This window comes from Thermaerobacter composti, assembly GCF_033582035.1.
Lineage (GTDB): Bacteria > Bacillota > Sulfobacillia > Thermaerobacterales > Thermaerobacteraceae > Thermaerobacter > Thermaerobacter composti.
This window is the reverse complement of record NZ_CP132508.1, coordinates 2,936,938-2,959,071: the sequence shown is the minus strand read 5'-3', so window position 1 is coordinate 2,959,071 and position 22,134 is coordinate 2,936,938. Positions and strand designations below refer to the sequence as shown.

The following is a 22,134-nucleotide window of genomic DNA, read 5'->3' as shown; positions in this document are numbered from 1 at the left end:
GGGACGTCCGGGACGACCTGCGCCTCCGGGACGACCTGCGCCGACCCCTCCCACCGTGAGCATAGCGGATCCCCGAACGGGCGCGCCCCGCCCCCTCCCGCCCGCGCCGAGTCCGCCCCGGCGAGAGGGGCGGGCGCGGCGCGACGAGGCGACCCCCGGGTCCCCGCAGTGCGCCGCCCGCCAAGCCGATCGGCGTACCAGGGACCGGGACGGCCGCCGTGACCAGGGCGGGCGGCCACCTGCGGTCGGGCAGCCGGAGGGGCGGGGATGGCCGCATCGGCTACGGACGGGGAGAGTGGGGACCAAGAGGCTATGGAAATCGCGGAACTTGTTTCCTGGTGAACACCGGCCGAGCCGGGTCCCGGCTTATAATGGGATTCCCAGGCAACGCACCGGTGCGAGCAGGGGCTGCCATGAGGACCGTCGACGGCTCGCCGGCCCGGTGGCGCGGGCGCCGCCCGGGACCGGACGCGGACGGCTGCGGTGCGCCCACGGTCCCGGGCCGGGTGCCCGCGTTGTCGCGGCTGGGGCCCACGGGGAGCGGAAGGGTGTCCCCGCGCGGCCCATCGACGGCGAGGCGCGGCGGATCGCGTTGGCTGAGGTTCGCGTCGACGACGTTGGCCTCGATGCTGGAACCACGGGGGAGGACCCGACGCAGACACCACGGGGGGAGTTCTCTGGGATGGGTGGACAGCCGACAGCGTCGCGAGGGGACACCCTGCCGCAAATCCCGGCAGGCCGGGGCACGTCGACCCGCCGCGGCTGGGGGAGGGTGCCCGCGTACGCCGAACTCGCCCACTGCACCCGGCGGCTGGCGGCCGGGGACCTGGAGCGGCGCTACGTGTACATCCTGTGCCGGGAGCGCACGCCCCATGGCGCCGTGTTCTTCTACATGAAGAGTCGTGTTGAGACGTGGCGGGAAGGGCAGCTCGCCGGTGAAGACTTCGCGGTGCAGCGGCTCGCGGTCCGGGACGACGAGGATGCGGCCCGCGCCACCTTCCGACGGGTGACGGCGAGCCGGGCACCGATCTCACCGATCCACCTGACCGACATCCTGCGCGACTTGGCCGTGTTGGCGGCCGAACGGCCCGCCCGCTGGCCGCGGACCCCGAAGGTGGAGGCGCCCGCCGGGGCCGGTGCCGGCGAGGGACGGCGGGCGCCCCGATCCTCGCCGCGACGGCCGCGACCGGCGGACGGTGCGTCCGCCCGGCGGCGCGCTTCCCTTCCCGGCGGGTGGCCTCCGGCCCGCGCGACCGGGCGGGCCGGGAAGCAGCCCGAGGGGCAGCGGCTCCCGGGGGCTCCCGGACGGACGCCGGGTTAGGCGCCGGATCCAGCGCCGCCGCCGGCTTGGGGCCGGCGACCGGGGCGGTGCCCATGGCCGCGGGGCGAAGGCCGGCGCGGGGCCAGGGGCCGGCCGGGCTAGGGGAGGGGACCTGCCGGCGGGTGGCGCCGGAGTCCCGCCGGCACGTCGGCGGAGACGAGCCATCGCCCCGGTCGGGGATGCGGAGGGGGCCGTGGGGCCGGCAGCGCTGCCGGCCCCACGGCCCCCTGCCTTGGCCGGTCCCCACCCTGGGCCTGGCCCCACGCCGGGCTGAGACCCGCCGCGGGCCGGTCTCCACCCTGGGCCTTGCCCCACGCCCGGCCGGGCGCCGCCGCGGATCGGCCCGCCCTGGGTCTCCCCTGGTGTCCGCCGGTGGGGCCCGGTCCCAGGGACGGCGGGGCGCGCCCTGCTTCAGCCCAGATCCGCCCCCTCCGGGGACACCGCCGCCTCCTCGCACAGCAGCGCCTGCAGCCGCTCCGGCGACCGGATGAACAGCGGCCGCGTGCGACCCACGATCCCGCGCCGTCGGAGGTCGGCCAGGACGCGGTTGACCGTCACGCGGCCGGCGTTGGCCGCGAGCCCGATGGCCTGCTGCGTCAGGGCGGCCGGGAGCCGGCTCCCTGAACCGTCGGGAAGGGGAAAGGCCCGCGCCAGCAGGACCAGGACGTGGAGAACCCGGAGGCGCGCGTGGGGCGAGAGGAGGCCCGCGATCCGCTGGGTCGCCTGATGGAAGGCCTCCATCCCCTGATAGGCGAGGAGCACGGCCAGTTCGGGGCGCTGGGTCATCATCGCCCGGAACCGCGGATACGGCCAGTACGCCGCGTCACAGGCGGTGATGCAGGTGGCGGTCAGGGGGACGCTGGCGCGGCCGAACAGGGGGCCGGGATCCCCCGTGAGGGCAGGAGCGGCCACCACCGCCACCAGCACCGGCTCCCCGCCGGCGCCGGGTGCCGCGAGGCGGACGACACCGCGGCGCAACCAGAAGAGACCGCCACCGCGCCGGGGACCGGCGAAGAGGGTGGCACCCGCCGGCCAGCGGCGCACCTCCGCCTGCCGCAGCGCCCACGCCGCGTGGGCGGCCGCTTCCGCCGGCCAGCCGGGCGGCAGGTCGCACCGGGCGGGGGGCGCGACCCGACGCGGGTAGCCCTGGGGGCCCGGGGCTCCGCTCGGCGCTGCCGGCGCGAACAGCGCCGGAGGCAACCCGGCGACGCGGGCGGAGCGGGAGCCGGTCGGCGCCGGGAGTCGTCCGCGCTTCGTCTCGTGGGCGGTGGCGGCGCCACCGCCGCTCCGCGTCCAGGGCCGATCCTCTCCCACCTGTCCCACCTGCCGGTCACCCCCCTCTCGATGCATCCCCCCGGCCTCGGCACCGCCCGAAGGGAGCCCATCGGAGGATTACCATGGATGAAGTTGCCATCCCTGCCGCCGGGCCGCGGCGCGGGTCGAACCGCGTCGAATCCGCGGCCGCGGGGGCCCGCCGTGGCCAGGGCCGGCACGGCAGAGGTGGCGCACCGCCCAGCCGGGCCGGGTCGGGTCCGCGCTCCCGACGGGCTGCGGCGGCCGGCGCCGGCCGCTTCCACCGGCGCGGATCCAGGGACATGCCGGCAAAGGGCGGCGGGGCGTCGCGGGAGCCCGGAGGGCCCCTTAGACGGTTCGTCCAGCCCCGGGGGCCTCCGCGACGGTCCGTCGAGCACCCCGCCCCGGATCCCCGGGGTGCCGTGGCCCGCGCGACGGGGGGCACCGCCTGCGGAGGGTGCGGCGTCCAACCGTGGCAGGGACTTGGGGCGGCGGGATGAATAATATAGAGGTTTGCTTGCGCCATCGCGGTGGCGCTTTCTTCGTTGCGGTGGCGCTTTCTTCATGGCTGGCCCGACCAGACCGAGGTGGCCGAGGAGGGGATCGGGGTGGCAGGCTCCATCGTACGCCGGACGGAGATTCCCGGGCCGCGCTCACGCCAGCTGATGGCGCTGAAGCAGCAGTACGTCGCCAACGCCAAGTCGGTGCTGGCGCCCGTCTTCATCGAGCGGGCCGAGGGCGCCTTGATCACCGACGTCGACGGCAACACCTACATCGACCTGGCGGGCGGCTTCGGCGTGATGAACGTGGGCTACTCCCAGCCGGCGGTGGTAGAGGCCATCTGCCGCCAGGTCCGCCTCTACACCCACACCGACTTCACCGTGGTGCCCTACGAGCCCTACGTGCGGCTGGCGGAGCGCCTGGCGGAGATCGCGCCCATCAGCGGGCCGGTGAAGGCGGCGTTCTTCAACTCCGGGGCGGAGGCGGTGGAGAACGCGGTCAAGATCGCCAAGCACTACACCGGTCGACGGGCGGTGATCGCCTTCGAGGGCGCCTTCCACGGCCGCACGTGGATGGCCCTGACGCTGACCCACAAGGCCAAGCCCTACAAGGTGGGGCTGGGCCCCTTCGTCCCCGAGGTCTACCGGGCACCCTACCCCTATCCGTATCGCGGCCCCGAGGGCATGACGCCCGAGGAGGTCGGGCTGTGGGCTTACCGGCAGCTGGAGCGCCTGCTGGAGGTGACGGTGGCGCCCGAAGACGTGGCGGCCATCGTGATCGAACCGGTCCAGGGCGAGGGCGGCTTCGTGGTGCCGCCGGCCAACTTCCTGCCCAGGGTGCGGGAGCTGTGCACGCGGCACGGCATCGTGCTGATCTTGGACGAGGTGCAGACGGGCTTCGGCCGGACCGCGCGGATGTTCGCCTGCGAGCACTTCGGCGTGGAACCCGACCTGATGACGGTGGCCAAGTCCATCGCCGCCGGCATGGTCCTCTCCGGCGTCATCGGGCGTGCGGAGATCATGGATGCCGCCCGCGACACCGCCATCGGCGGCACCTACGTGGGCAACCCCGTGGCCTGCGCCGCGGCCCTGGCGGTGCTGGACGTGTTCCGCGAGCAGAACCTGCTGGCGCGGGCCGACGAGGTGGGGCGCCGCTTCCGCCGGCGGTTCGAGGCGATGCAGCGCCGGTTCGTCCAGGTCGGCGAGGTGCGCGGCCTCGGCGCCATGGTGGCCATGGAGCTGGTCAAGGACCGCGCCACCAAGGAGCCGGCCACCGAGGAGGTCGGCCAGGTGATCCAGGAGGCGCTCCAACGCGGTGTGATCACCGCCCGCGCGGGCCTGTACGGCAACGTGATCCGGGTGCTCGCCCCGCTGGTGATCACCCCCGAGCAGATCGACGAAGCGTGCGACGTGCTGGAAGAGGCTCTGGCGGCCGTGTTCCGCTGACGCGCATCCCCGGCCGGTGATGCGCGGGTGGCCGGGGGACGCGGCGGGGGCAGACGGAGGGGCAGACCATGGTGGTGCTGGACAAGACGGAGAGGGAGATCATCAAGCTCCTGCAGAAGGACGGGCGCATGTCCTTCGTGGACATGGCGGAGCAGATCGGGGTCACGGAGGGGACCATCCGGCGCAAGTTCTACCGGCTGCTGGAAGAGGGCGTGATCAAGATCGCCGCGGTCACGGACCCCTTCGAGGTGGGGTTCAACGCGCCCGCCATCATCGGCCTGAACGTGGACCAGAGCCGCATCCGCGAGATCGTGGAGCAGCTGACCCGCCTGCCCCGGGTCCACTACGTGGCCATGACCACGGGGATCTACGACATCATCGTCTACGCCTTCTTCTCGGACAACAAGGAGATGGCGTCCTTCCTGCTGGAGGACCTGTCCAAGATCGACGGCATCACCAACACCCAGACCTCCCTGGTGCTGGACATCTACAAGCAAGACTTCGCCATCGGGCTGCCCCAGCGCCAGGAGGAGGGCCGTCGTCGCCGGCGCCGCAGCGCCGCGCCCCGCTGAGCCCGGAGGCGGGCGCCGGAGGGGGATGCGTCCGGTGCGGACCGCCGCCGCGGCGCCGGGCGCTGGCCACCGGGACGGGCGGCGGGGTGCTGCACGGGCGGCGGCCCACGGGGGCGAGGAGGCGCGGTTCCGTCAGCCCGGGCCGCGGCAGGGGGCCGTACGGCCCGGGGGGCGAGGTGCGGAGGTGACGAGGGACATGGGAAGCACCAAGGCCACGAACAGCGGGCTGCCGTCCCCGGTCGCCGGGTCCTCGGCGGACGAACCGGCGCGGGCGAGCCGGGCCGCCGCGGCACCCGCCGGGGCACCCGCGGCGGCTGCGGCGGCTGCGAGCGAGGCGGGCCAAGGGGGGGCGACCGGTGGCGGGGAGGCCGTGCTGGTTTACGTCACCGCCGCCAACGCCGGGGAGGCCCGGCGCATCGGCCGCCAGGCGGTGGAGCAGCGGCTGGCCGCCTGCGCCAACGTGTACCCGCACATCGACTCCTTCTACTGGTGGCAGGGCGAGCTGGTGGAGGACCACGAGGCGGTGGTGATCCTGAAGACCCGGCGGGCCCGGGTGCCGGAGCTCATCGCCGCGGTGCGCAGCTGGCACAGCTACTCGGTGCCGGCGATCCTGGTCCTCGAGGTGCGCGACGGCAACCCGGACTACCTGCGCTGGCTCGCGGAGGAGACGGCCGGCGAAAGGCCCGGGGCAAGCGGCTGAGGGTGCCGGCACCGGGGGCCCCTTCGCCATGGCTGGCCTCCGCGGGGCGTCGGCATGCCACCTGGTGCCTGGCCCGCAGCGGCGGAGGGCGGCATACCGGCTGTCGTGGCGGGATCCCGGTGCGCCAGCCGTCCCGACGCAGGGTGGCGTGCGGGCTATCGTGGCGGGACCCCGGTGCGCCAGCCGTCCCGACGCAGGGCGGCGTGCGGGCCACCGCCGCGGCTCCCCGGTGCGCGGGCCGGTCGCGGGGCCGGGCGCGCGGCCCATCCTGGGCGGGTCCCCGGTGGGCGGGCCCGTCAGCGGCGGCCCACCAGGGCGTCGCGGCCACCCCGCAGCACCCGGCCCGCCAGGACGCCGTCGACCCGCCGCCCGTCCTCGACGGCCACCTGTCCGTTGACGACGACCCAGCGGATGCCCTCGGGCGGGAGCGCCGGATCCGACCACGTCGCCCGGTCCGCCACGGTCGCGGGGTCGAAGACCACCAGGTCGGCGTACATCCCCGCCCGCACCAGCCCGCGGTCGCGCAGCCCGAAGAACGCCGCCGGCTGACCGGTCATCTTGTGGATGGCCTCCTCCAGGGTCAGCACCCCCTGCTCCCGCACGTAGCGGGCCAGCACGCGGGGATAGGCGCCGAAGACGCGGGGGTGCAGCAGCGCGTCGCCCGTCGCCGTCGTCAGGGGGCGCGCCCCCCCGTCGCTGGCGATGATGGTGAAGGGCTGGCGCAGGAGCTGCCGCAGGTTGTCCTCGCTGACCACCAGGGCCGTGACCCGGGTCGCGGGATCCTGCCGGAGCAGCCACCGGGCGGCCGCCCTCCCCTCCATGCCCCGGGCCCGCGCCACCTGCGCCAACGAGAGGCCCTCGACGCCGCGCACCCGGGTGCGGCGGATCAGCAGGCCCGAGGGCGGGTAGCGGTCCCAGGCCGTCGCCAGGGGCAGGGCGCTGGCGTAGTCGGGCGACGGGTAGGGGTAGACGTCGGCCACCACCTGGATTCCCTGGTCCCGGGCGCGCCGAATCCGGGCGATCAGCCGCCCCTGGAGCGCCCAGTTGGACCGGCCCACCACCTTGAAGTGGGAGACGTTCACCGCCACCCCCGCCTCCCGTCCCACGGCCAGGGCCTCGTCCAGGGCGGCGGCGACGGCGTCCCCCTCGCTGCGCAGGTGGGTGGAGTAGATCCCCCCGAAGGGGGCGATGACCCGGGCCAGGGCGACCAGCTCCTCGGTGCGGGCGTAGCGGCCGGGGACGTACTCCAGACCCGTGGAGAGGCCGAGGGCCCCGTCTTGCATGGCCCGCTCGAGGATGCGGGCCATCGCCCGCAGCTCGGCGGCCGTCGGCGCGCGGGCGGCGGTGCCCATCACCGCCGCCCGGATGCTGCCGTGACCGGCGAAGAGGGCGTGGTTGGTGCCGAGCCGGCGTCGTTCGAGGCGGTCCAGGAAGGGACCGAGGGGCGTGGGGGCGCGCCCGTCGACGCCGCCGACGACGGTGGTCATGCCCTGGAGCAGGTCCGCGTCGCCGCCGGGCGCGACGTCCAGGTACTCGTAGGTGTGGGAGTGGGCGTTGATGAAGCCGGGCGCGACCACCAGGCCCGTGGCGTCCAGGACGCGGCGCGCCCGGCCGGCCGGCAGGCGGCCCACGGCGACGATGCGGTCGCCCCGCACCGCCACGTCGGCCCGGTAGGCCGGCCGGCCCGTCCCGTCGACCACCACCCCGCCCCGGATGAGGAGGTCGAAGGCGGGGGCGGCGCGGCCGGGGGCCGGTTCGTCCGGCGGGAAGGCGCCGGCCGAGAGAGAGGCCGGCGGCTGGCGGTGGGCCTCCGTCGCAGGGTGCGGGCCCCCGGCGGCGGGCCGGCGGGCGACCGCGTCGCCGGCGTCCTCCGTCCCGGACGAACCGGTCTGCCCCTCGGCCGGAGAGGGCCTCGGCCCCTCGGCCGTCCGGGCGGCGGCCGGCGTCCGGTGCGACGCGGCCCACGTCCAGTAGGCCGTTCCTCCCAGGAGGACGCCCAAGAGGAGGATCAGCGTCAGCCTGGTGAGGCGACGCGCCGGGAGGTGGCGCGATCCCGTCGGGGCCGGGCGTCGGGTGGGGGGTGACGGCGGGACCACGCGGATCCTCCCTTCCACCGCCGGTCGGGCATCGAAGCCGTCCGCCGTGGGGTTTCGGGGCGGGGGCCGCGGGTCCCTGCCGGACCGCCCGCCATGGTTCCGCGCCGGGCGACGGGCCGGGACCGGCCCGCGCACCGGGCCGGTCCCGGCCGGTGCGCCGGGCTTGCCCCCTTGTCGGCCGGCCAGGGGGCTCCTATAATAGGGGCGAAAAGTCAAAGATGGTCAAAAGGCCCGGGCGCTCGCCGGCGGCCGCGACCCGGGCCGGGAGGATGGCCATGGCGTCGCTGTCTTCCCTGATCGAACGGTATCTCAAGCGGGAGCTGGAACGGGCGGGCGGGGTGCTGGAGCTGCAGCGCAGCGAGCTGGCAGCGCGCTTCGCCTGCGCCCCGTCCCAGATCAACTACGTGCTGGAGACGCGCTTCACCCCGGCGGCCGGCTACGTCATCGAGAGCCGCCGGGGTGGCCGGGGGTTCATCCGCATCGTGCGCCTGCCCCTGCGCCAGCGGGGCCAGCTGCTGGCCCTGCTGGACCGCTGGGTGGGCGACGCCATCGACCAGGACGGCGCGGAGGCCCTGATCGCGCGGCTGGAGGAGGAGGGCATCGCCGGCCGCCGCGAAGCCGCGTTGATGCGGGCGGCCGTGGACCGGAACACCCTGGCCGTCGACCTGCCCTGGCGGGACGTGGTCCGGGCCCGGCTGCTGAAGGCCATGGTGCTGGAGCTGCTCAAGGGCGGGGAGCCTAAGCGGGAGGACGGAGGCGGTGGCGATGCTCTGCGAGGAGTGCGGCCAGCGCACGGCCACGGTGCACCTGACCCAGATCGTTAACGGGAAGAAGACCGAGCGGCACCTGTGCGCCCAGTGCGCGCAGCGGCACGAGCACGAGTTCTTCTTCGAGCCGCAGTTCTCCATCCACAACCTCCTGGCGGGGCTTTTGGAGGGGTGGCAGCCGCCCGCGGGGACGGTGCAGGACCTGCGCTGTTCCCGGTGTGGGCTGCGGTACCGGGAGTTCGCCCGGACGGGCCTCTTGGGCTGCAGCCACTGCTACCGCGAGTTCCGGCAGCAGCTGGAGCCCGTGCTGCGCCGGATCCAGGGGCAGGTTCGCCACACCGGGAAGGTGCCCTCCCGCGCCGGCGCCCACGCCCAGCTGGGACGGCAGCTGGACCAGCTGCGGGCGCGGCTGCGGGAGGCGGTGGCCCGGGAGCACTACGAGGAGGCGGCGCGGCTGCGCGACCAGATCCGCGCCCTGGAACAGCGCCTGCGGAGCGGGGAGGGCGGGGCGGCTGCGGGCGGCCCGTCCGGCACCGCTCCCGGACGCTAGGGAGGGACCGGCCATGGCGGTGAACCCTGGCGCCCAGCGGGTACGGTGGATGGAGGGCGGCGGGCCCGCCGCGGATCTGGTCCTCTCCAGCCGGGTCCGCCTGGCCCGCAACCTGGAGGACTATCCCTTCCCCACCCTGCTCAGCCCCGAGCAGGGGCGGGAGATCGTCGAGCAGATGGAGCGGGTGACCGAGCACCTGTCGGCGGCGGGACTGGGGCGGTTCACCCTGCTGCGCATGGCGGACCTGACGCCCCTGGACCGGCGCGTGCTGGTGGAGCAGCACCTGATCAGCCCGCAGCACGCCCGCAACGCCGCCACGGGCGCGGTGATCCTCAACGAGGACCGCTCGATCAGCATCATGGTCAACGAGGAGGATCACCTGCGCATCCAGTGCCTGCTGGGGGGGCTGCAGCTCCACGAGGCGTGGGCCATCGCCACGCGGGTCGACGACGTCATCGAGGCCCACGTGCGCTACGCCTTCGACGAGGAGCGCGGCTACCTGACCACCTGCCCGACCAACCTGGGCACCGGGATCCGGGCGTCGGTCATGGTCCACCTGCCCGGGCTGGTGCTGGCCCAGCAGGCGGGGCGGCTGCTGAGCCAGCTGGGCAAGGTCGGCATGGTGGTGCGGGGGCTCTACGGCGAGGGCACCGAGGCCCTGGGCAACGTCTTCCAGGTGTCCAACCAGATCACCCTCGGGCCCTCGGAGGAGGAGCTGATCGAGAACCTGATGGGCTTCACCCGCCAGCTTTTGGACCAGGAGCGCAGCGCCCGGGAGCGGCTCTACCGCGAGGACGAGGACGGGCTCAAGGACCGGGTCATGCGGGCCTATGGCCTTTTGACCAACGCCTGGACCATCTCGTCCGAGGAGGCGATCCGGCTGCTCTCGGACCTGCGCCTGGGCATCGACCTCAACGTCCTCTCCCACGTGCGGCCGGAGGTGTTCAACGAGCTGATCGTCCTGACCCGGCCGGCCTGTCTGCAGAAGCTGGCGGGGCAGGAGCTCAACGCGCGGGAGCGGGACCTGCTCCGCGCCCGGCTGATCCGGGAGCGGATCGCCGCGTCGCTACGGAAGACTAGCCAGTGACCGGAGGAGGGGGGGCCGCCTGATGTTCGGCCGGTATTCGGAGCGGGCCCAGCGGGTGATCCTGCTGGCCCAGGAAGAGGCGCGCCGCTTGAACTACAACTACGTGGGCACCGAGCACCTGCTGCTCGGCCTGATCCGGGAGGGCACGGGCATCGCCGCCAAGGCGCTGCAGAGCCTGGGGATCAACCTGGAGCAGGTCCGGGCGGAGGTCGAGAAGATCATCGGGCGCGGCAACGGGCCCATCCAGGGGGAGATCGGCTACACGCCGCGGGCCAAGAAGGTGGTCATGGAGCTCGCCCCCGAGGAGGCCCGCCTGCTGGGCCACAACTACGTGGGCACCGAGCACATCCTGCTGGGCCTGATCCGCGAGGGCGAGGGCGTGGCCGCCAAGGTGCTGGAGAACATGGGCGCCGACCTGGACCGCGTGCGCCAGACGGTGATCAAGCTCCTGGGCGGCAGCGCGGCGCCGGCGCCCGCGGCGCGCCAGCGTCGGCAGAAGAGCACCACCCCGGTGCTGGACAACTTCGGTCGTGACCTGACCCAGATGGCCGAGGAGGGCAAGCTGGATCCCGTCATCGGTCGCGACAAGGAGATCGAGCGGGTGATCCAGATCCTCTCCCGGCGCACCAAGAACAACCCGGTGCTGATCGGCGAGCCGGGCGTCGGCAAGACGGCCATCGTCGAGGGCCTGGCCCAGCGCATCGCCGAGGGCAAGGTGCCGGAGATCCTCAAGGACCGGCGGGTGGTGGCCCTGGACCTGGGAGCGCTGGTGGCCGGCTCCAAGTACCGCGGCGAGTTCGAGGAGCGCCTCAAGAAGGTCATGGATGAGATCCGCCGCGCCGGGAACATCATCCTGTTCATCGACGAGATGCACACCATCATCGGCGCAGGCGCCGCGGAGGGCGCCATCGACGCGGCCAGCATCCTCAAGCCGGCCCTGGCCCGGGGCGAGCTGCAGACCATCGGCGCCACCACCCTGGACGAGTACCGCAAGCACGTGGAGAAGGACGCCGCCCTGGAGCGCCGCTTCCAGCCCATCATGGTGGAGGAGCCCAGCGTGGAGGACGCCATCCAGATCCTCCGCGGCCTGCGCGACCGCTACGAGGCGCACCACCGGGTGGAGATCACCGACGACGCCATCGTGGCGGCGGTCAAGCTGGCGGACCGCTACATCTCCGACCGGTTCCTCCCCGACAAGGCCATCGACCTGATCGACGAGGCGGCCTCGCGGGCGCGGCTGCAGGCCTTCGTGGCGCCGCCCGAGCTCAAGGAGATCGAGCAGCGCCTGGAGGAGATCCGCAAGGAGAAGGAGGCGGCGGTCCAGTCCCAGGAGTTCGAGAAGGCCGCCAACCTGCGCGACCAGGAGCAGAAGCTGGTGGAGGAGCTGGAGCGCAAGAAGGCCGAGTGGCAGCAGCAGCAGCTCAACGAGAAGATCGTGGTGACCGCCGACGACATCGCCCAGATCGTCTCCAACTGGACGGGCATCCCCGTCCGGCGCCTGGAGCAGGCCGAGAGCGAGCGGCTGCTCAAGCTGGAGGAGATCCTCCACGAGCGCATCGTCGGCCAGGACGAGGCGGTCAAGGCGGTGGCGCGGGCCATCCGGCGCGCCCGGGCCGGCCTCAAGGACCCGCGGCGGCCCATCGGCTCGTTCATCTTCCTCGGGCCGACGGGCGTCGGCAAGACCGAGCTGGCCAAGGCCCTGGCCGAGGCGCTGTTCGGCGACGAGGACGCCATGATCGTCCTCGACATGTCGGAGTACATGGAGCGGCACACGGTCTCGCGGCTGGTGGGCTCGCCGCCGGGTTACGTGGGGTATGAGGAGGGCGGCCAGCTGACCGAGCAGGTGCGGCGCCGGCCCTACTCGGTGGTGGTGTTCGACGAGATCGAGAAGGCCCACCCCGAGGTCTTCAACGTGCTCCTGCAGATCCTCGAGGAGGGCCGCCTGACCGAGGCGAAGGGCCGGACGGTGGACTTCCGCAACACGGTGATCATCATGACCTCCAACGTCGGCGCCGACCTGATCCGGCGGCAGAGCCGCGTGGGCTTCCAGGCCGCCGACCAGGAGACGCCGGACTACGAGGACATGAAGCGGAAGATCATGGACGAGGTCAAGCGCACCTTCCGGCCCGAGTTCCTGAACCGCATCGACGAGCTGATCGTCTTCCACGCGCTGACCGAGGAGCACCTGATGAAGATCGTCGACCTGATGCTCAAGCGCGTGGCCGAGCGGCTCAAGGAGCACGGGCTGGGGCTCGAGGTCACCGAGGCGGCCAAGCGCAAGCTGGTCAAGGAAGGCTCGGACGTGGTCTACGGCGCGCGGCCGCTGCGGCGCACCATCACGCGGCTGATCGAGGACCCGCTCTCCGAGGAGATGCTGGCCGGCCGCTTCAAGGAGGGCGACACCGTGGTGGTCGACGTGGACGCCGAGGGCCGCATCGTGTTCCGCCACGGGGAGCGGGTGGCCGCGGGCGCCCCGTCCGGGTCGGGTACGAAGGGCGAGCCGTCGGCTGCGGACGAACCGGCGGCCCGGTAAGCGGGCCGCCGGCCCGCTTACCGGGCCCCCTGGCCGCCGGGCGGGGCGCCGCGCCGCCGGGCCATGGCCCGGTACCGGGCCATGGCCCGGCGGCCGTCGCGGGGGCGGTCCCGCCGGGCCGCGCCCCGCGGCATGGCCGCCCCGACCGCTGCGGCGGGCGGCGCGACCTCTACGGTGGTCGGCCCGTCCGGCGCGATGTCCGGCCTGCCCGGTGCGCTGGCCGCCCCGGCCGGCACGGCCGCCGGCCCGCCCGGCGCGATGGCTGACCGGCCCGCCCGGCGCGCTGGCTGACCGGCCCGCCGCTGGCCCCAGCAAGGGGCGGGGGGCCGGCCGCGGCGGGTCCCCGGGGAAGGAGGCAGGCCCTTGCCCCCTCGCACCGTCTTCGCGTGCCAGGCGTGCGGCCACCTGAGCCCCAAGTGGATGGGCCGCTGCCCCGAGTGCGGGGCGTGGAACACCTTCGTCGAGGAACGCGCCGCGGCGCCCGCCGCCCCCGGCGGGCGCCGCGGCCGGGGCGGGCTCGCGGGCGCCCTGGCCGGCGCCCGCGAGCCCGCCGAGCCCATCGCCCTCCGGGACGTGGGCGCCGGCGAACCGCCGCGGCTGGGGACGGGCATGGCCGAGCTCGATCGGGTGCTGGGGGGCGGGTTCGTCCCGGGATCGGTGGTCCTGGTGGGCGGCGACCCTGGGGTGGGCAAGTCGACCCTGCTCCTCCAGGTCTCCCAGAACCTGGCGTCCCAGGGGCTTCCCGTCCTCTACGTCACCGGCGAGGAGTCGGCCGCCCAGGTGCGGCTGCGCGCCCAGCGGCTGGGGGCGCTGGCGCCGTCCCTCCTGGTGCTGCCCACCACCGACGCCCTGGCGGCGGCGGAGGCCATCGGCCGGTACCAGCCGGCGCTGGCGGTCATCGACTCGATCCAGACCCTGGCCCACCCCGAGGTGGGGTCGGCCCCGGGCAGCGTCAGCCAGGTGCGGGAGAGCGCGGCCCTCCTGCTGGCGGTGGCCAAGCGGCTGCCGGTGGTCCTGGTCCTGGTCGGGCACGTGACCCGGGCGGGGACCATCGCCGGGCCGCGGGTGGTCGAGCACATGGTGGACGCCGTCCTCTACTTCGAGTCGCCGGCCCACCATGCCTACCGCCTGCTGCGGGCGATCAAGAACCGCTTCGGCGCCACCCACGAGATCGCCCTCTTCGAGATGCAGGACCGCGGCCTGGCGGAGGTGGCCAATCCCTCGGCGCGGCTCCTCTCGGAGCGTCCGCGGGGGGCGGCGGGCTCGGCGGTGGTGGCGGCGGTGGAGGGCACGCGCCCCCTGCTGGTGGAGATCCAGGCGCTGGTGGCGCCGGCGCCCTACGGGCAGCCGCGCCGGGTGGCCACCGGGCTGGACCTGGGGCGGGCGGCCCTGGTGATGGCCGTGCTGGACAAGCGCGCGGGCCTGCACCTGGGCGGCTGCGACGTGTACCTCAAGGTGGCCGGCGGGGTGCGGGTGGACGAACCGGCCCTCGACCTGGGGCTGGCCGTGGCCCTGGCCTCCAGCCATCGCGATCGACCGGCGGACTCCGAGGCGGTGATCTTCGGCGAGCTCGGCCTGGCGGGCGAGGTCCGCTCGGTCCAGCGGGTCGACGAGCGGGTCCGGGAGGCGCAGCGCCTGGGGTTCCAGCGGGTGATCCTGCCGCGGGGCAACGTGACCCCGGCGCTGGCGGCCGCGGCGGGCGGCCTCGAGCTGGTGCCCGTCGGGCGCGTCGAGGAGGCGATCGCGGCCGCCGTGGGCTGACCGCCGAGGAGACGGCCCGCGCCCCGCCCCCGTGCGGTCCCGGCGCCGGCCGCCAGATCATCGCCCCCGCCGCGCCCCAGGAGCCAGGGCGGGTCGGCGCGCCGGCCCGGCGGCGGGCCACCCGTGGGGCGCGCCAGCCCTGCGGCACGCCAGTCCTGGGGCGCGCGGCGGGACGGCCGTCGAAGGAGGCTGCCATGACCGCCGAGGAACGCCCGGACGCCCTGCTGGCGGCCCTGCGGCGCCTGGCCCCGGGGACCCGCCTGCGGGAGGGGCTGGACCAGATCCTGCGCGCCCGTACCGGCGCCCTGATCGTCGTCGGGGACGGACCCGAGGTGATGGAGCTCTGCTCGGGCGGGTTCGAGCTGGACGTGGAGCTCACGCCGGCCCATCTCTACGAGCTGGCCAAGATGGACGGCGCCATCATCCTCTCCAGCGACGCCCGCCGCATCGTCCGCGCCAACGTGCACCTGATCCCCGACCCGCGGGTCCTCTCCTTCGAGACGGGCATCCGCCACCGCACCGCCGAGCGGATGGCCCGGCAGACCGGCGCCCTGGTCATCGCCATCTCGCAGCGCCGCAACGTGATCACCGTCTACCGCGGGGAGCTGCGCTACGTGCTGCGCGACCCCGCGCTCATGCTGGCCAAGGCCAACCAGGCCCTGGGCACGCTGGAGCGCTACCGGGCCGTGTTCCTCCAGGCCCTGGGCCACCTGACGGTCCTGGAGTTCGAGGACCTGGTGACGGCGGGGGATGTCGCTTCCGTCCTGGGGAGGGCCGAGCAGGTGCGGCGCATCGGCCGGGAGATCGAGGGCGACGCGGTGGAGCTGGGCACCGAGGGCCGCCTGGTGCGCCTGCAGCTGGACGAGCTGCGCAGCGGCGTGGACGAGGAGTACCGGCTGGTGATCCGGGACTACGTGGCCGACCCCGACGGCGAGGGCGAGGCGATGCTCGCCCTGCGGCGGCTGTCGCCCGAGGAGCTCACCGACCGCCGCGCGGTGGTCCGCTGCCTGGGCTATGCCGCCCCGCCGGACGACGAGACGCCGCTGACGCCGCGGGGCTACCGCATCCTCCACAAGGTGCCGCGGTTGCCGGCGGCGGTGATCGAGAACCTGGTGCGCCGCTTCGGCAACCTGCCGCGCATCCTGGCGGCCACCGTCGACCAGCTGGACGCGGTGGAGGGCATCGGCAGCGTCCGCGCCCGCACCATCAAGGACGGCCTGCGCCGTCTGCAAGACCAGGCCTTCCTGGAGCGACGCCCTTGACCCGCACGGGGCGCCCGGGCCCCTGCGTCCGGGGGCCCCGCCGTGTCGGGTCCCGGCCCGGGCGGGACGCGGGCGACCGGGGGATCCTTCCGCCCTGCGGTGGTCCGCCCCCGGCCGGGGGCGGACCACCGCAGCCGCCAGGGACGCCGAATCCTCGCGGGCGCTCCGTCTGCGCCCCCACGCTCCCGGGCGCTCCGTCCGCGCCCCACGTCCGCCCGCCACGTTGACGTCCGTCCTGCACGCTCCACGTCGGTCGACAGCCCGTCCGCACCCCCGGGAACGCACGCCGGCGAGCGGGAACCCCGTGGACCCCTCGATGCCATGGCCTACGGCGCCCGGATCAGGGCGGGAACGCACGCCAGCGAGCGGGAACCCCGTGGACTCCCTGCACCCTTGCCCCGGTGCGGCACTAGGCTAATGCGGGTGGGTGCGGGCCGGTTGCCCAGCCTGCTGCGCAACCGTCCCGGCCTCGCCCGGGCTGCCCTCACCCGGCCCTTCCGGCCCCGGTCGCCGGCCGCCGTCGCCCCCGGCCCCGTCCCTCCCCATGGACGGGGATCGAACGGGGCGGCCGGGAGCACCGGCGCCCCGATCCGGGCCCGGGACCTTGGGAGGTGGCGACGATGGACGACGCGCGGACGGAACGCCCCCTGGCGCTCTCCGAGCAGGAGATCGCGACCTTGGCTCGGTCGCTGGAGGAGGCCGCGCCCCAGGCGATCCTGGCCTGGGCCCTGGACCGCTTCGCCGGCCGCGTAGCCCTGGCGTGCAGCTTCCAGGCGGAAGATGTGGCCCTGATCGACATGGCGGCCGCCGCGGGCAGGCTGACGGCGGTGACGGTGTTCTACCTGGACACCGGCCTCCACTTCCCCGAGACCTACGCCACCTGCCGGCGCGTGGCCGAGTACTACGGCATCGAGCCGGTGGCGGTCAAGCCGGCGCTGACGGTGGACGAACAGGCCGCCCGCTACGGGCCGGACCTCTGGGCCCGTGACCCCGACCTGTGCTGCCGGCTGCGCAAGGTGGAACCCCTCCGCCGCTTCCTGCGCGGCTTCGACGCCTGGATCACCGGCATCCGCCGCGAGCAGACGCCGCAGCGGGCCCGCACGGCGGTGATCGAGGCCGACCGCCGGTTCGGCCTCGTGAAGGTCAACCCCCTGGCTCGCTGGACGCGCAACCAGCTCTGGGACTACGTCCTGCGGCGCGGGGTCCCCTACAACCCCCTCCACGACCGCGGCTATCCCAGCATCGGGTGTGCCCCCTGCACCCGTCCCGTGGGGCCGGACGAGGACCCGCGGGCCGGGCGCTGGGCGGGCTTCACCAAGACAGAGTGCGGCCTCCACGCGTGAAGAAGGCGGCGGGCCTCCGCGAAGGAAGAGGGCGACAAGCGTCCACGCGGTGAGGCGACGGCGGGCATCGGCAGGGGGGTGACGGAGCCCGGCTTCCACGCCTGGGCTCGGCCGACACGCCCTCTGGCCCTCTGGACGGAGCGGGGGTTCGGTCCCGCGAGCGGTGGCGGGGGCCTCCCCTTGGCGCCTTGGAGCCATGGCGGAGGGCCCGATCCCTCGCCGGCACGTCCCTCGCCGGCATGGCAGAGGGCGCGGGCCCTCCGCCATGCCGGCCGGGGGGCGAACCCGCGGGGCGGCACCCGGCCGGTGCCGCCCCGCGGGTGTATTCCCCGTGGGCACGGCGTGCGCCGACCCTCCCGCCATGGCCCCCGCCACCGCCCCCGTGCCGCCGCGACCGCGCGGGCGCGCATCCGCGGGCGCCCCGCCCCACGGCTCGCCTCTCGCCGCCGGGCCACGCAGGCGTGCGTCCGCGGGGCCCCGCCCCACGGCTCGCCGATCGCCGCCGGGCCACGGGGGCGTGCCCGCTGCGCAGGGGCATGCCTGCGCCGGAGACGTCCCACCCCCGGCGCGCCTCTCGCCGCCGTCTCCACCCGGCCATGCGTCCGCGGGCGCCCTGCGCCGCGGCGCGCGTCTCGGCGCCGCCCACACCGGGCGCGTCGCGGCCGGCGCCCACGCCACGGCCTGCCTGCCGCCGGCGTGCCCACCGAGGCACCCCCGGCCGGCCACGGTCACGAGATGTGGTACATCCCCAGCGTGGACAGCTTCCGGTTCTCCTTGATGATCAGATCGAAGGTGTTGATGTCGAACAGGTTGCACAGGGCGACCAAATAAAAAAGCTGCTTGCCCAGCTCCTCTTCCAGCGCTTCGCGGCAGCTCTCGCAGAGCTCGCCGTCGATGTGGTCGTCCATGAGGGTCTTGAGGTCGCGCAGGGTGCTGTGGGCGGGGATCTGTGGACGCCGGGCGTGGATGCTGATGCAGCCGCAACCGGTGACGGCCTTGGCCACGGCACGGTGTACGCGGGCGTTGGCCTCCTGGAACTTGGAGAGGACGTCCAACACGCTGCGGTGCCGGATCAAGCAGTCCGCCACGGCGTGTTGGAACTCATCCACCAACAGGTCCTTCAACCGCGTCACCCCTCTTGCACGGGCATCCCCACGGCCTGCGGCTATTATAGGCGGGCCGCGGAGAGCCCGTCAACGCGATCCCGGAAGGGTCTGGCAGCCGGGCGGCGGGCTGCGCCGGTCCGTTGACGGTCCAAGGAGCCGGTGATAGATTTGAAAATTTGCTCATAGGATGGCTGCTGGTGTACACTCGAGGCAGCGGCGCCGCCGCCAGGGGCGGACCGCGGTGGGAGGTGAGCCGTTGTTCGAGGTCGGGGACCGCGTCGTCTACCCGTTGCACGGCGCAGGGGTGATCGAAGCCATCGAGGAGCGGGAGGTCCTGGGTGAGCGACACCGTTACTACATCCTTCGCTTGCCCGTGGGGGACATGCGGGTCATGATCCCCATCGCCGCCGCCCGCCAGTGCGGACTCCGCCCCGTGATCCCGGCGGAGCGCGTCCCTGCGGTCCTCGACCGCCTCGGCGATCCCGTCCCGCCCATGGACCCCAACTGGAACCACCGCTACCGGGAGCACGCCGACAAGCTGCGGACGGGGGACGTCCTCGAGGTGGCCGCCGTGGTCCGCAACCTCAGCGCGCGCCTGCGCGAGCGCGGGTTGTCGGGCGGGGAGCGCCGATTGCTGGATCAGGCGCGCCAGATCCTGGTCAGCGAGCTGGCCCTGGCCAGCGGCGTCGACCGCGAGGCGATGGACGCGCTGGTCGAGCGGCGGTTGCAGGGGGAGCCATCGGCGACGCCCCCGGCCGATCGGGCCGGCGGGGCCGACGCCCGGGCCGGTTCGTCCGACGGGGGCGACGCGGTCCGACCCTGAGAGGCGGCGGGTGACCGGTTCATACCGGTTTATAATCGGGTCGGGGTGGCCGGCGCCGTCCACCGCGGGTGGCGCCGCCCGTGGGCGCCACCGGAAGGTGGGGCACCACCCGCCGAAAGGGCGGGGCGGTCGGCGAACCCCCTGTGGAGGGGGCGATGCGGGTCCGCCCACAGGTAGGGCGATCGCACCCCCAGGCGATGGCGCCGCGGACCGCGCGGGGCGGCTGCCGGCGGCGGCACGCCCTGGATCCGGGACGGGTGGGGCGACGGGACCGGGTGCGGAGAGAGGAGGCGGGATGCGTGCGCTTGCGATCCATCCGGCTGGCCTTCGCCGCCCTGGGCGCCCTGGGCGGCTTCGGGCTGGCCTACTACGGGCTGCTGCAGCAGGAGTCGCTGCGCATCCTCGCCGAGCTGCCGCGGCATTGGACGTACGGACTCATGGTTCTTTTTTTGTTGCTCGGCGGCCTCGGCGGGTACGCGGCGGCCCAGCGCCTCTGGCAGCAGGTGGTGCAGTTCACCCAGTGGGTCGAGGCGCGGTTGGTGCGCACGCCCATCCAGGACACCCTGGCGGGCGTCCTGGGGCTCGTGGCGGGCCTGGTGATCGCCAACCTGCTCAGCGGCCCGCTGGGTCTGGTCCCCGTGGTGGGGCCGTTCTTGCCACCGGTCTTCGCGGTGCTGCTGGCGTACCTCGGGGCCGTGGTGGCGGTCAAGCGACGGGACGACCTGGTCCACCTGGTGGCGGCGCTGTCCCGGCCGGGCCGGGAGCGGGAGCGGAACCGCGATCGCGACCGCGCGGCCCCGCCGGGCGCGTACAAGGTGCTGGACACCAGCGCCATCATCGACGGGCGCATCGCCGACGTGGTCGAGACCGGCTTCCTCGAGGGGACGCTGGTGGTGCCGGGGTTCGTCCTGGAGGAGCTGCGGCGCATCGCCGACTCGGCCGACGCCCTCAAGCGCAACCGCGGCCGGCGGGGGCTGGAGATCCTGCGCCGCATGCAGCAGGAGTCGCCGGTGCCGGTGGAGATCTACGAGGGTGACGTGGAAGGCGACGACGTGGACAGCAAGCTCCTGCGCCTGGCCCGGCGGCTGAACGGCAAGGTGGTCACCAACGACTACAACCTCAACCAGATCGCCGGGCTGCAGGGCGTGCCCGTGCTCAACGTCAACGAGCTGGCCAACGCCGTCAAGCCGGTGGTGCTCCCGGGCGAGGCGATGCAGGTCCAGATCATCCGCGAGGGCAAGGAGGCCGGCCAGGGCGTCGGCTTCCTGGACGACGGCACGATGATCGTGGTCGAGGGCGGCAAACGCTACATCGGCCAGCGCATCGACGTGGAGGTCTCCACCGTGCTCCAGACCGCAGCCGGGCGGATGATCTTCGCGCGGCCCAAGGTGATGGGCCGGGCCGCGCCGTGACCGGTCGGGACGAACCGGCCGCGGTCGGCGCCGGGGAGGCCCTGGCCGACGTGGCCGCCGTCGTGCCCGCCGCCGGGCGCTCGGTCCGCGTCGGCGGCGGCGTGAACAAGGTCTTCCGCGAGCTGGGGGGGCGACCCGTCCTGGCCCACGCCCTGGCCGCCCTGGCGGCCGCCGGGGTGCCGCGGGCGGTGGTGGCCCTGCGCGGCGCCGATCGTCCCCTCTGGCAGGAGCGGGTGACGCCGTGGCTGCCCGCCCGCATGGCGGTCGATCTGGTGGAGGGCGGGGAGGAGCGCCAGGACTCGGTGTACGCGGCCCTGGCCCATCTCGCCGCCGGGTCCCGTCCGCCGCGGTGGGTGCTGGTCCATGACGCCGCGCGGCCCCTGGCGAGGCCGGCGCTGGTCGCGCGGGTGCTGGCGGCCGCCCGGCGGTACGGCGCGGCGGTCCCCGCCGTCCCCGTCGGCGACACCATCAAGGCGGTGGCGGCGGCGGACGTGGAGCCGGCGGGCTCCACGTCCGCCGCCGCGGGCGCCGCGGACGAAGGCCGTCGTCCCGGCGCACCCGCAGCCCCCGCCGCGCCCGAGAGCCCACAGCCCGGTGTCCCCACCGGCGGGTCCGGGGCGGAGCCCGACGCCGTCCCGCCGGGCGAGGGGCCCGTGGAGTGGGTGGCCGCCACGCTGCCCCGCCACCGCCTGCGGGCGGTGCAGACCCCCCAGGGGTTCGACTTCCAGCGGCTCTGGGCGGCTCACCAGCAGGCCCGCCGCCACGGCTGGCGAGGCTTCACCGACGACGCCTCCCTGCTGGAGCGCCTCGGGGTGCCGGTGGCGCTGGTCCCCGGCGACCCGGCCAACCTCAAGCTGACCTGGCCCACGGACTTCGCCGTCGCCGAGCACTGGCTGGACGCCGCCGCGTCGGCGTCGCCGGCCGCCGCGGCGGAGGGGGCCGGCGGTCCGCGGGACACCGGACCGGTCCCGTCCTTCCGGATCGGCCTGGGCTACGATGTCCACCGGTTCGCCGCGGGACGCCCGCTGGTGCTGGGCGGTGTGCCCATCCCGGCGGAGCGCGGGCTGGCCGGCCACTCCGACGCCGACGTGGTCCTGCACGCGGCCATGGACGCGCTGCTCGGCGCGGCGGGATTGCCCGACATCGGCCACTGGTTCCCCCCGGGCGATCCGCGCTGGGCCGGGGCCGCCAGCACCGCGCTGGCCGCCGAGGTGGTGGCGCTGCTCCACCGGCACGGCTGGCAGCCGGCGCAGGTGGACGTCACCGTCGTCGCCGAGGAGCCCCGCCTGGCGCCCTTCGTCGAGGCCATGCGTCGCTCCGTGGCCGGCGCCCTGGGCCTGCCGCCCACCCAGGTGGGGATCAAGGCCACCACCAACGAGGGACTGGGCTTCCCCGGCCGCCGCGAGGGCATCGCCGCGCTGGCGGTGGCGCTCATCACGCCGCGCCCCTGACCGATGCCCGCGGCCCTGACGGAGGCCCGCGGCGGCCCGGTCCGCGGCCCCTCGCCCGCCCCGGGTGAGGGGCGCCGCCTGCCCCGGAGCGGCGTGCTCGCGGCGCGGCGG

General features: G+C 74.9%; 17 protein-coding genes. 14 read left to right on the top strand and 3 right to left on the bottom strand.

The genetic code is table 11. The annotated features are described in order from the left end of the window. Window positions 1-772: 772 nt before the first annotated feature. A complete protein-coding gene (locus tag Q5761_RS12125; protein WP_318750711.1) occupies window positions 773-1,321 on the top strand; it encodes a hypothetical protein in 549 nt (182 codons plus the stop codon). Window positions 1,322-1,732: 411 nt separating this feature from the next. On the opposite strand, the gene Q5761_RS12120 is transcribed toward Q5761_RS12125, so the two are convergent. Beyond that, window positions 1,733-2,671, bottom strand: a complete 939-nt coding sequence (locus Q5761_RS12120; RefSeq protein WP_318750710.1) for a Crp/Fnr family transcriptional regulator — start codon at window positions 2,669-2,671, stop codon at window positions 1,733-1,735. Window positions 2,672-3,222: 551 nt separating this feature from the next. Between Q5761_RS12120 and gabT the strand changes: the two genes are divergently transcribed. From gabT to cutA, 3 genes are all read left to right on the top strand, one after another. After that, window positions 3,223-4,560, top strand: coding sequence for a 4-aminobutyrate--2-oxoglutarate transaminase (gene gabT, locus Q5761_RS12115; RefSeq protein ID WP_135224571.1), 1,338 nt, complete (start codon window positions 3,223-3,225; stop codon window positions 4,558-4,560). Between the two features lie 68 nt (window positions 4,561-4,628). Continuing rightward, entirely contained in the window at window positions 4,629-5,132 is a 504-nt protein-coding gene (locus tag Q5761_RS12110) for an Lrp/AsnC family transcriptional regulator (RefSeq protein WP_135224570.1), read from the top strand. Between the two features lie 196 nt (window positions 5,133-5,328). After that, window positions 5,329-5,832: a divalent-cation tolerance protein CutA gene (cutA, locus tag Q5761_RS12105; RefSeq protein ID WP_135224569.1), complete on the top strand. Its 504-nt coding sequence runs from the start codon at window positions 5,329-5,331 to the stop codon at window positions 5,830-5,832. A gap of 296 nt (window positions 5,833-6,128) precedes the next feature. Here the strand turns inward: cutA and Q5761_RS12100 are convergent, their stop codons facing one another. Then, the gene (locus tag Q5761_RS12100) at window positions 6,129-7,946 is read right to left on the bottom strand and encodes an amidohydrolase family protein (RefSeq protein ID WP_318750709.1); all 1,818 of its coding nucleotides are present in this window, start codon (window positions 7,944-7,946) and stop codon (window positions 6,129-6,131) included. 257 nt (window positions 7,947-8,203) lie between these two features. On the opposite strand from Q5761_RS12100, the gene Q5761_RS12095 reads away from it, so the two are divergent. The 7 genes from Q5761_RS12095 (at window position 8,204) to Q5761_RS12065 (ending at window position 17,231) form a co-directional block, all read left to right on the top strand. Then, window positions 8,204-8,752: a CtsR family transcriptional regulator gene (locus tag Q5761_RS12095; protein WP_135225926.1), complete on the top strand. Its 549-nt coding sequence runs from the start codon at window positions 8,204-8,206 to the stop codon at window positions 8,750-8,752. After that, complete coding sequence (locus tag Q5761_RS12090; protein ID WP_135225927.1) at window positions 8,694-9,245, top strand: UvrB/UvrC motif-containing protein; 552 nt, start codon at window positions 8,694-8,696, stop codon at window positions 9,243-9,245. The genes Q5761_RS12095 and Q5761_RS12090 overlap by 59 nt, the downstream gene beginning before the upstream one ends. A 13-nt stretch (window positions 9,246-9,258) precedes the next feature. Beyond that, window positions 9,259-10,332 (top strand): protein arginine kinase, encoded by a 1,074-nt coding sequence (locus Q5761_RS12085; protein ID WP_318750708.1) that lies wholly within the window; start codon window positions 9,259-9,261, stop codon window positions 10,330-10,332. Window positions 10,333-10,354: 22 nt separating this feature from the next. Continuing rightward, complete coding sequence (locus Q5761_RS12080; RefSeq protein WP_318750707.1) at window positions 10,355-12,865, top strand: ATP-dependent Clp protease ATP-binding subunit; 2,511 nt, start codon at window positions 10,355-10,357, stop codon at window positions 12,863-12,865. A gap of 363 nt (window positions 12,866-13,228) precedes the next feature. After that, window positions 13,229-14,626, top strand: coding sequence for a DNA repair protein RadA (gene radA / locus Q5761_RS12075; protein ID WP_135224566.1), 1,398 nt, complete (start codon window positions 13,229-13,231; stop codon window positions 14,624-14,626). A gap of 194 nt (window positions 14,627-14,820) precedes the next feature. Beyond that, window positions 14,821-15,888 (top strand): DNA integrity scanning diadenylate cyclase DisA, encoded by a 1,068-nt coding sequence (gene disA, locus Q5761_RS12070; RefSeq protein WP_135224565.1) that lies wholly within the window; start codon window positions 14,821-14,823, stop codon window positions 15,886-15,888. Between the two features lie 620 nt (window positions 15,889-16,508). After that, complete coding sequence (locus tag Q5761_RS12065; RefSeq protein WP_318750706.1) at window positions 16,509-17,231, top strand: phosphoadenylyl-sulfate reductase; 723 nt, start codon at window positions 16,509-16,511, stop codon at window positions 17,229-17,231. Between the two features lie 728 nt (window positions 17,232-17,959). Here the strand turns inward: Q5761_RS12065 and Q5761_RS12060 are convergent. Further along, on the bottom strand, window positions 17,960-18,355 hold the full coding sequence (locus tag Q5761_RS12060) for a DUF1573 domain-containing protein (protein WP_135224563.1): 396 nt from the start codon (window positions 18,353-18,355) through the stop codon (window positions 17,960-17,962). A 238-nt stretch (window positions 18,356-18,593) separates the two neighbouring features. Between Q5761_RS12060 and Q5761_RS12055 the strand changes: the two genes are divergently transcribed. From Q5761_RS12055 to ispF, 3 genes are all read left to right on the top strand, one after another. Then, window positions 18,594-19,160 (top strand): CarD family transcriptional regulator, encoded by a 567-nt coding sequence (locus Q5761_RS12055; protein ID WP_318750705.1) that lies wholly within the window; start codon window positions 18,594-18,596, stop codon window positions 19,158-19,160. A gap of 299 nt (window positions 19,161-19,459) precedes the next feature. After that, window positions 19,460-20,572 carry a PIN/TRAM domain-containing protein gene (locus Q5761_RS12050; RefSeq protein ID WP_318750704.1) on the top strand — a complete coding sequence of 371 codons (1,113 nt, stop codon included), beginning with the start codon at window positions 19,460-19,462 and terminating at the stop codon, window positions 20,570-20,572. Continuing rightward, window positions 20,569-22,023, top strand: coding sequence for a 2-C-methyl-D-erythritol 2,4-cyclodiphosphate synthase (gene ispF, locus Q5761_RS12045; RefSeq protein ID WP_318750703.1), 1,455 nt, complete (start codon window positions 20,569-20,571; stop codon window positions 22,021-22,023). Before Q5761_RS12050 ends, ispF begins: the two co-directional genes overlap by 4 nt. Window positions 22,024-22,134 lie beyond the last annotated feature (111 nt).

Bases quoted from the DNA above. Each gene is read 5' to 3' on its own strand.
- Q5761_RS12095 (WP_135225926.1), top strand. From the start codon at position 8,204: ATGGCGTCGCTGTCTTCCCTGATCGAACGGTATCTCAAGCGGGAGCTG.
- Q5761_RS12080 (WP_318750707.1), top strand. From the start codon at position 10,355: ATGTTCGGCCGGTATTCGGAGCGGGCCCAGCGGGTGATCCTGCTGGCC.
- Q5761_RS12090 (WP_135225927.1), top strand. From the start codon at position 8,694: ATGCTCTGCGAGGAGTGCGGCCAGCGCACGGCCACGGTGCACCTGACC.
- Q5761_RS12110 (WP_135224570.1), top strand. From the start codon at position 4,629: ATGGTGGTGCTGGACAAGACGGAGAGGGAGATCATCAAGCTCCTGCAG.
- Q5761_RS12120 (WP_318750710.1), bottom strand. From the start codon at position 2,671: ATGCATCGAGAGGGGGGTGACCGGCAGGTGGGACAGGTGGGAGAGGAT.
- cutA (WP_135224569.1), top strand. From the start codon at position 5,329: ATGGGAAGCACCAAGGCCACGAACAGCGGGCTGCCGTCCCCGGTCGCC.
- disA (WP_135224565.1), top strand. From the start codon at position 14,821: ATGACCGCCGAGGAACGCCCGGACGCCCTGCTGGCGGCCCTGCGGCGC.
- Q5761_RS12085 (WP_318750708.1), top strand. From the start codon at position 9,259: ATGGCGGTGAACCCTGGCGCCCAGCGGGTACGGTGGATGGAGGGCGGC.
- Q5761_RS12065 (WP_318750706.1), top strand. From the start codon at position 16,509: ATGGACGACGCGCGGACGGAACGCCCCCTGGCGCTCTCCGAGCAGGAG.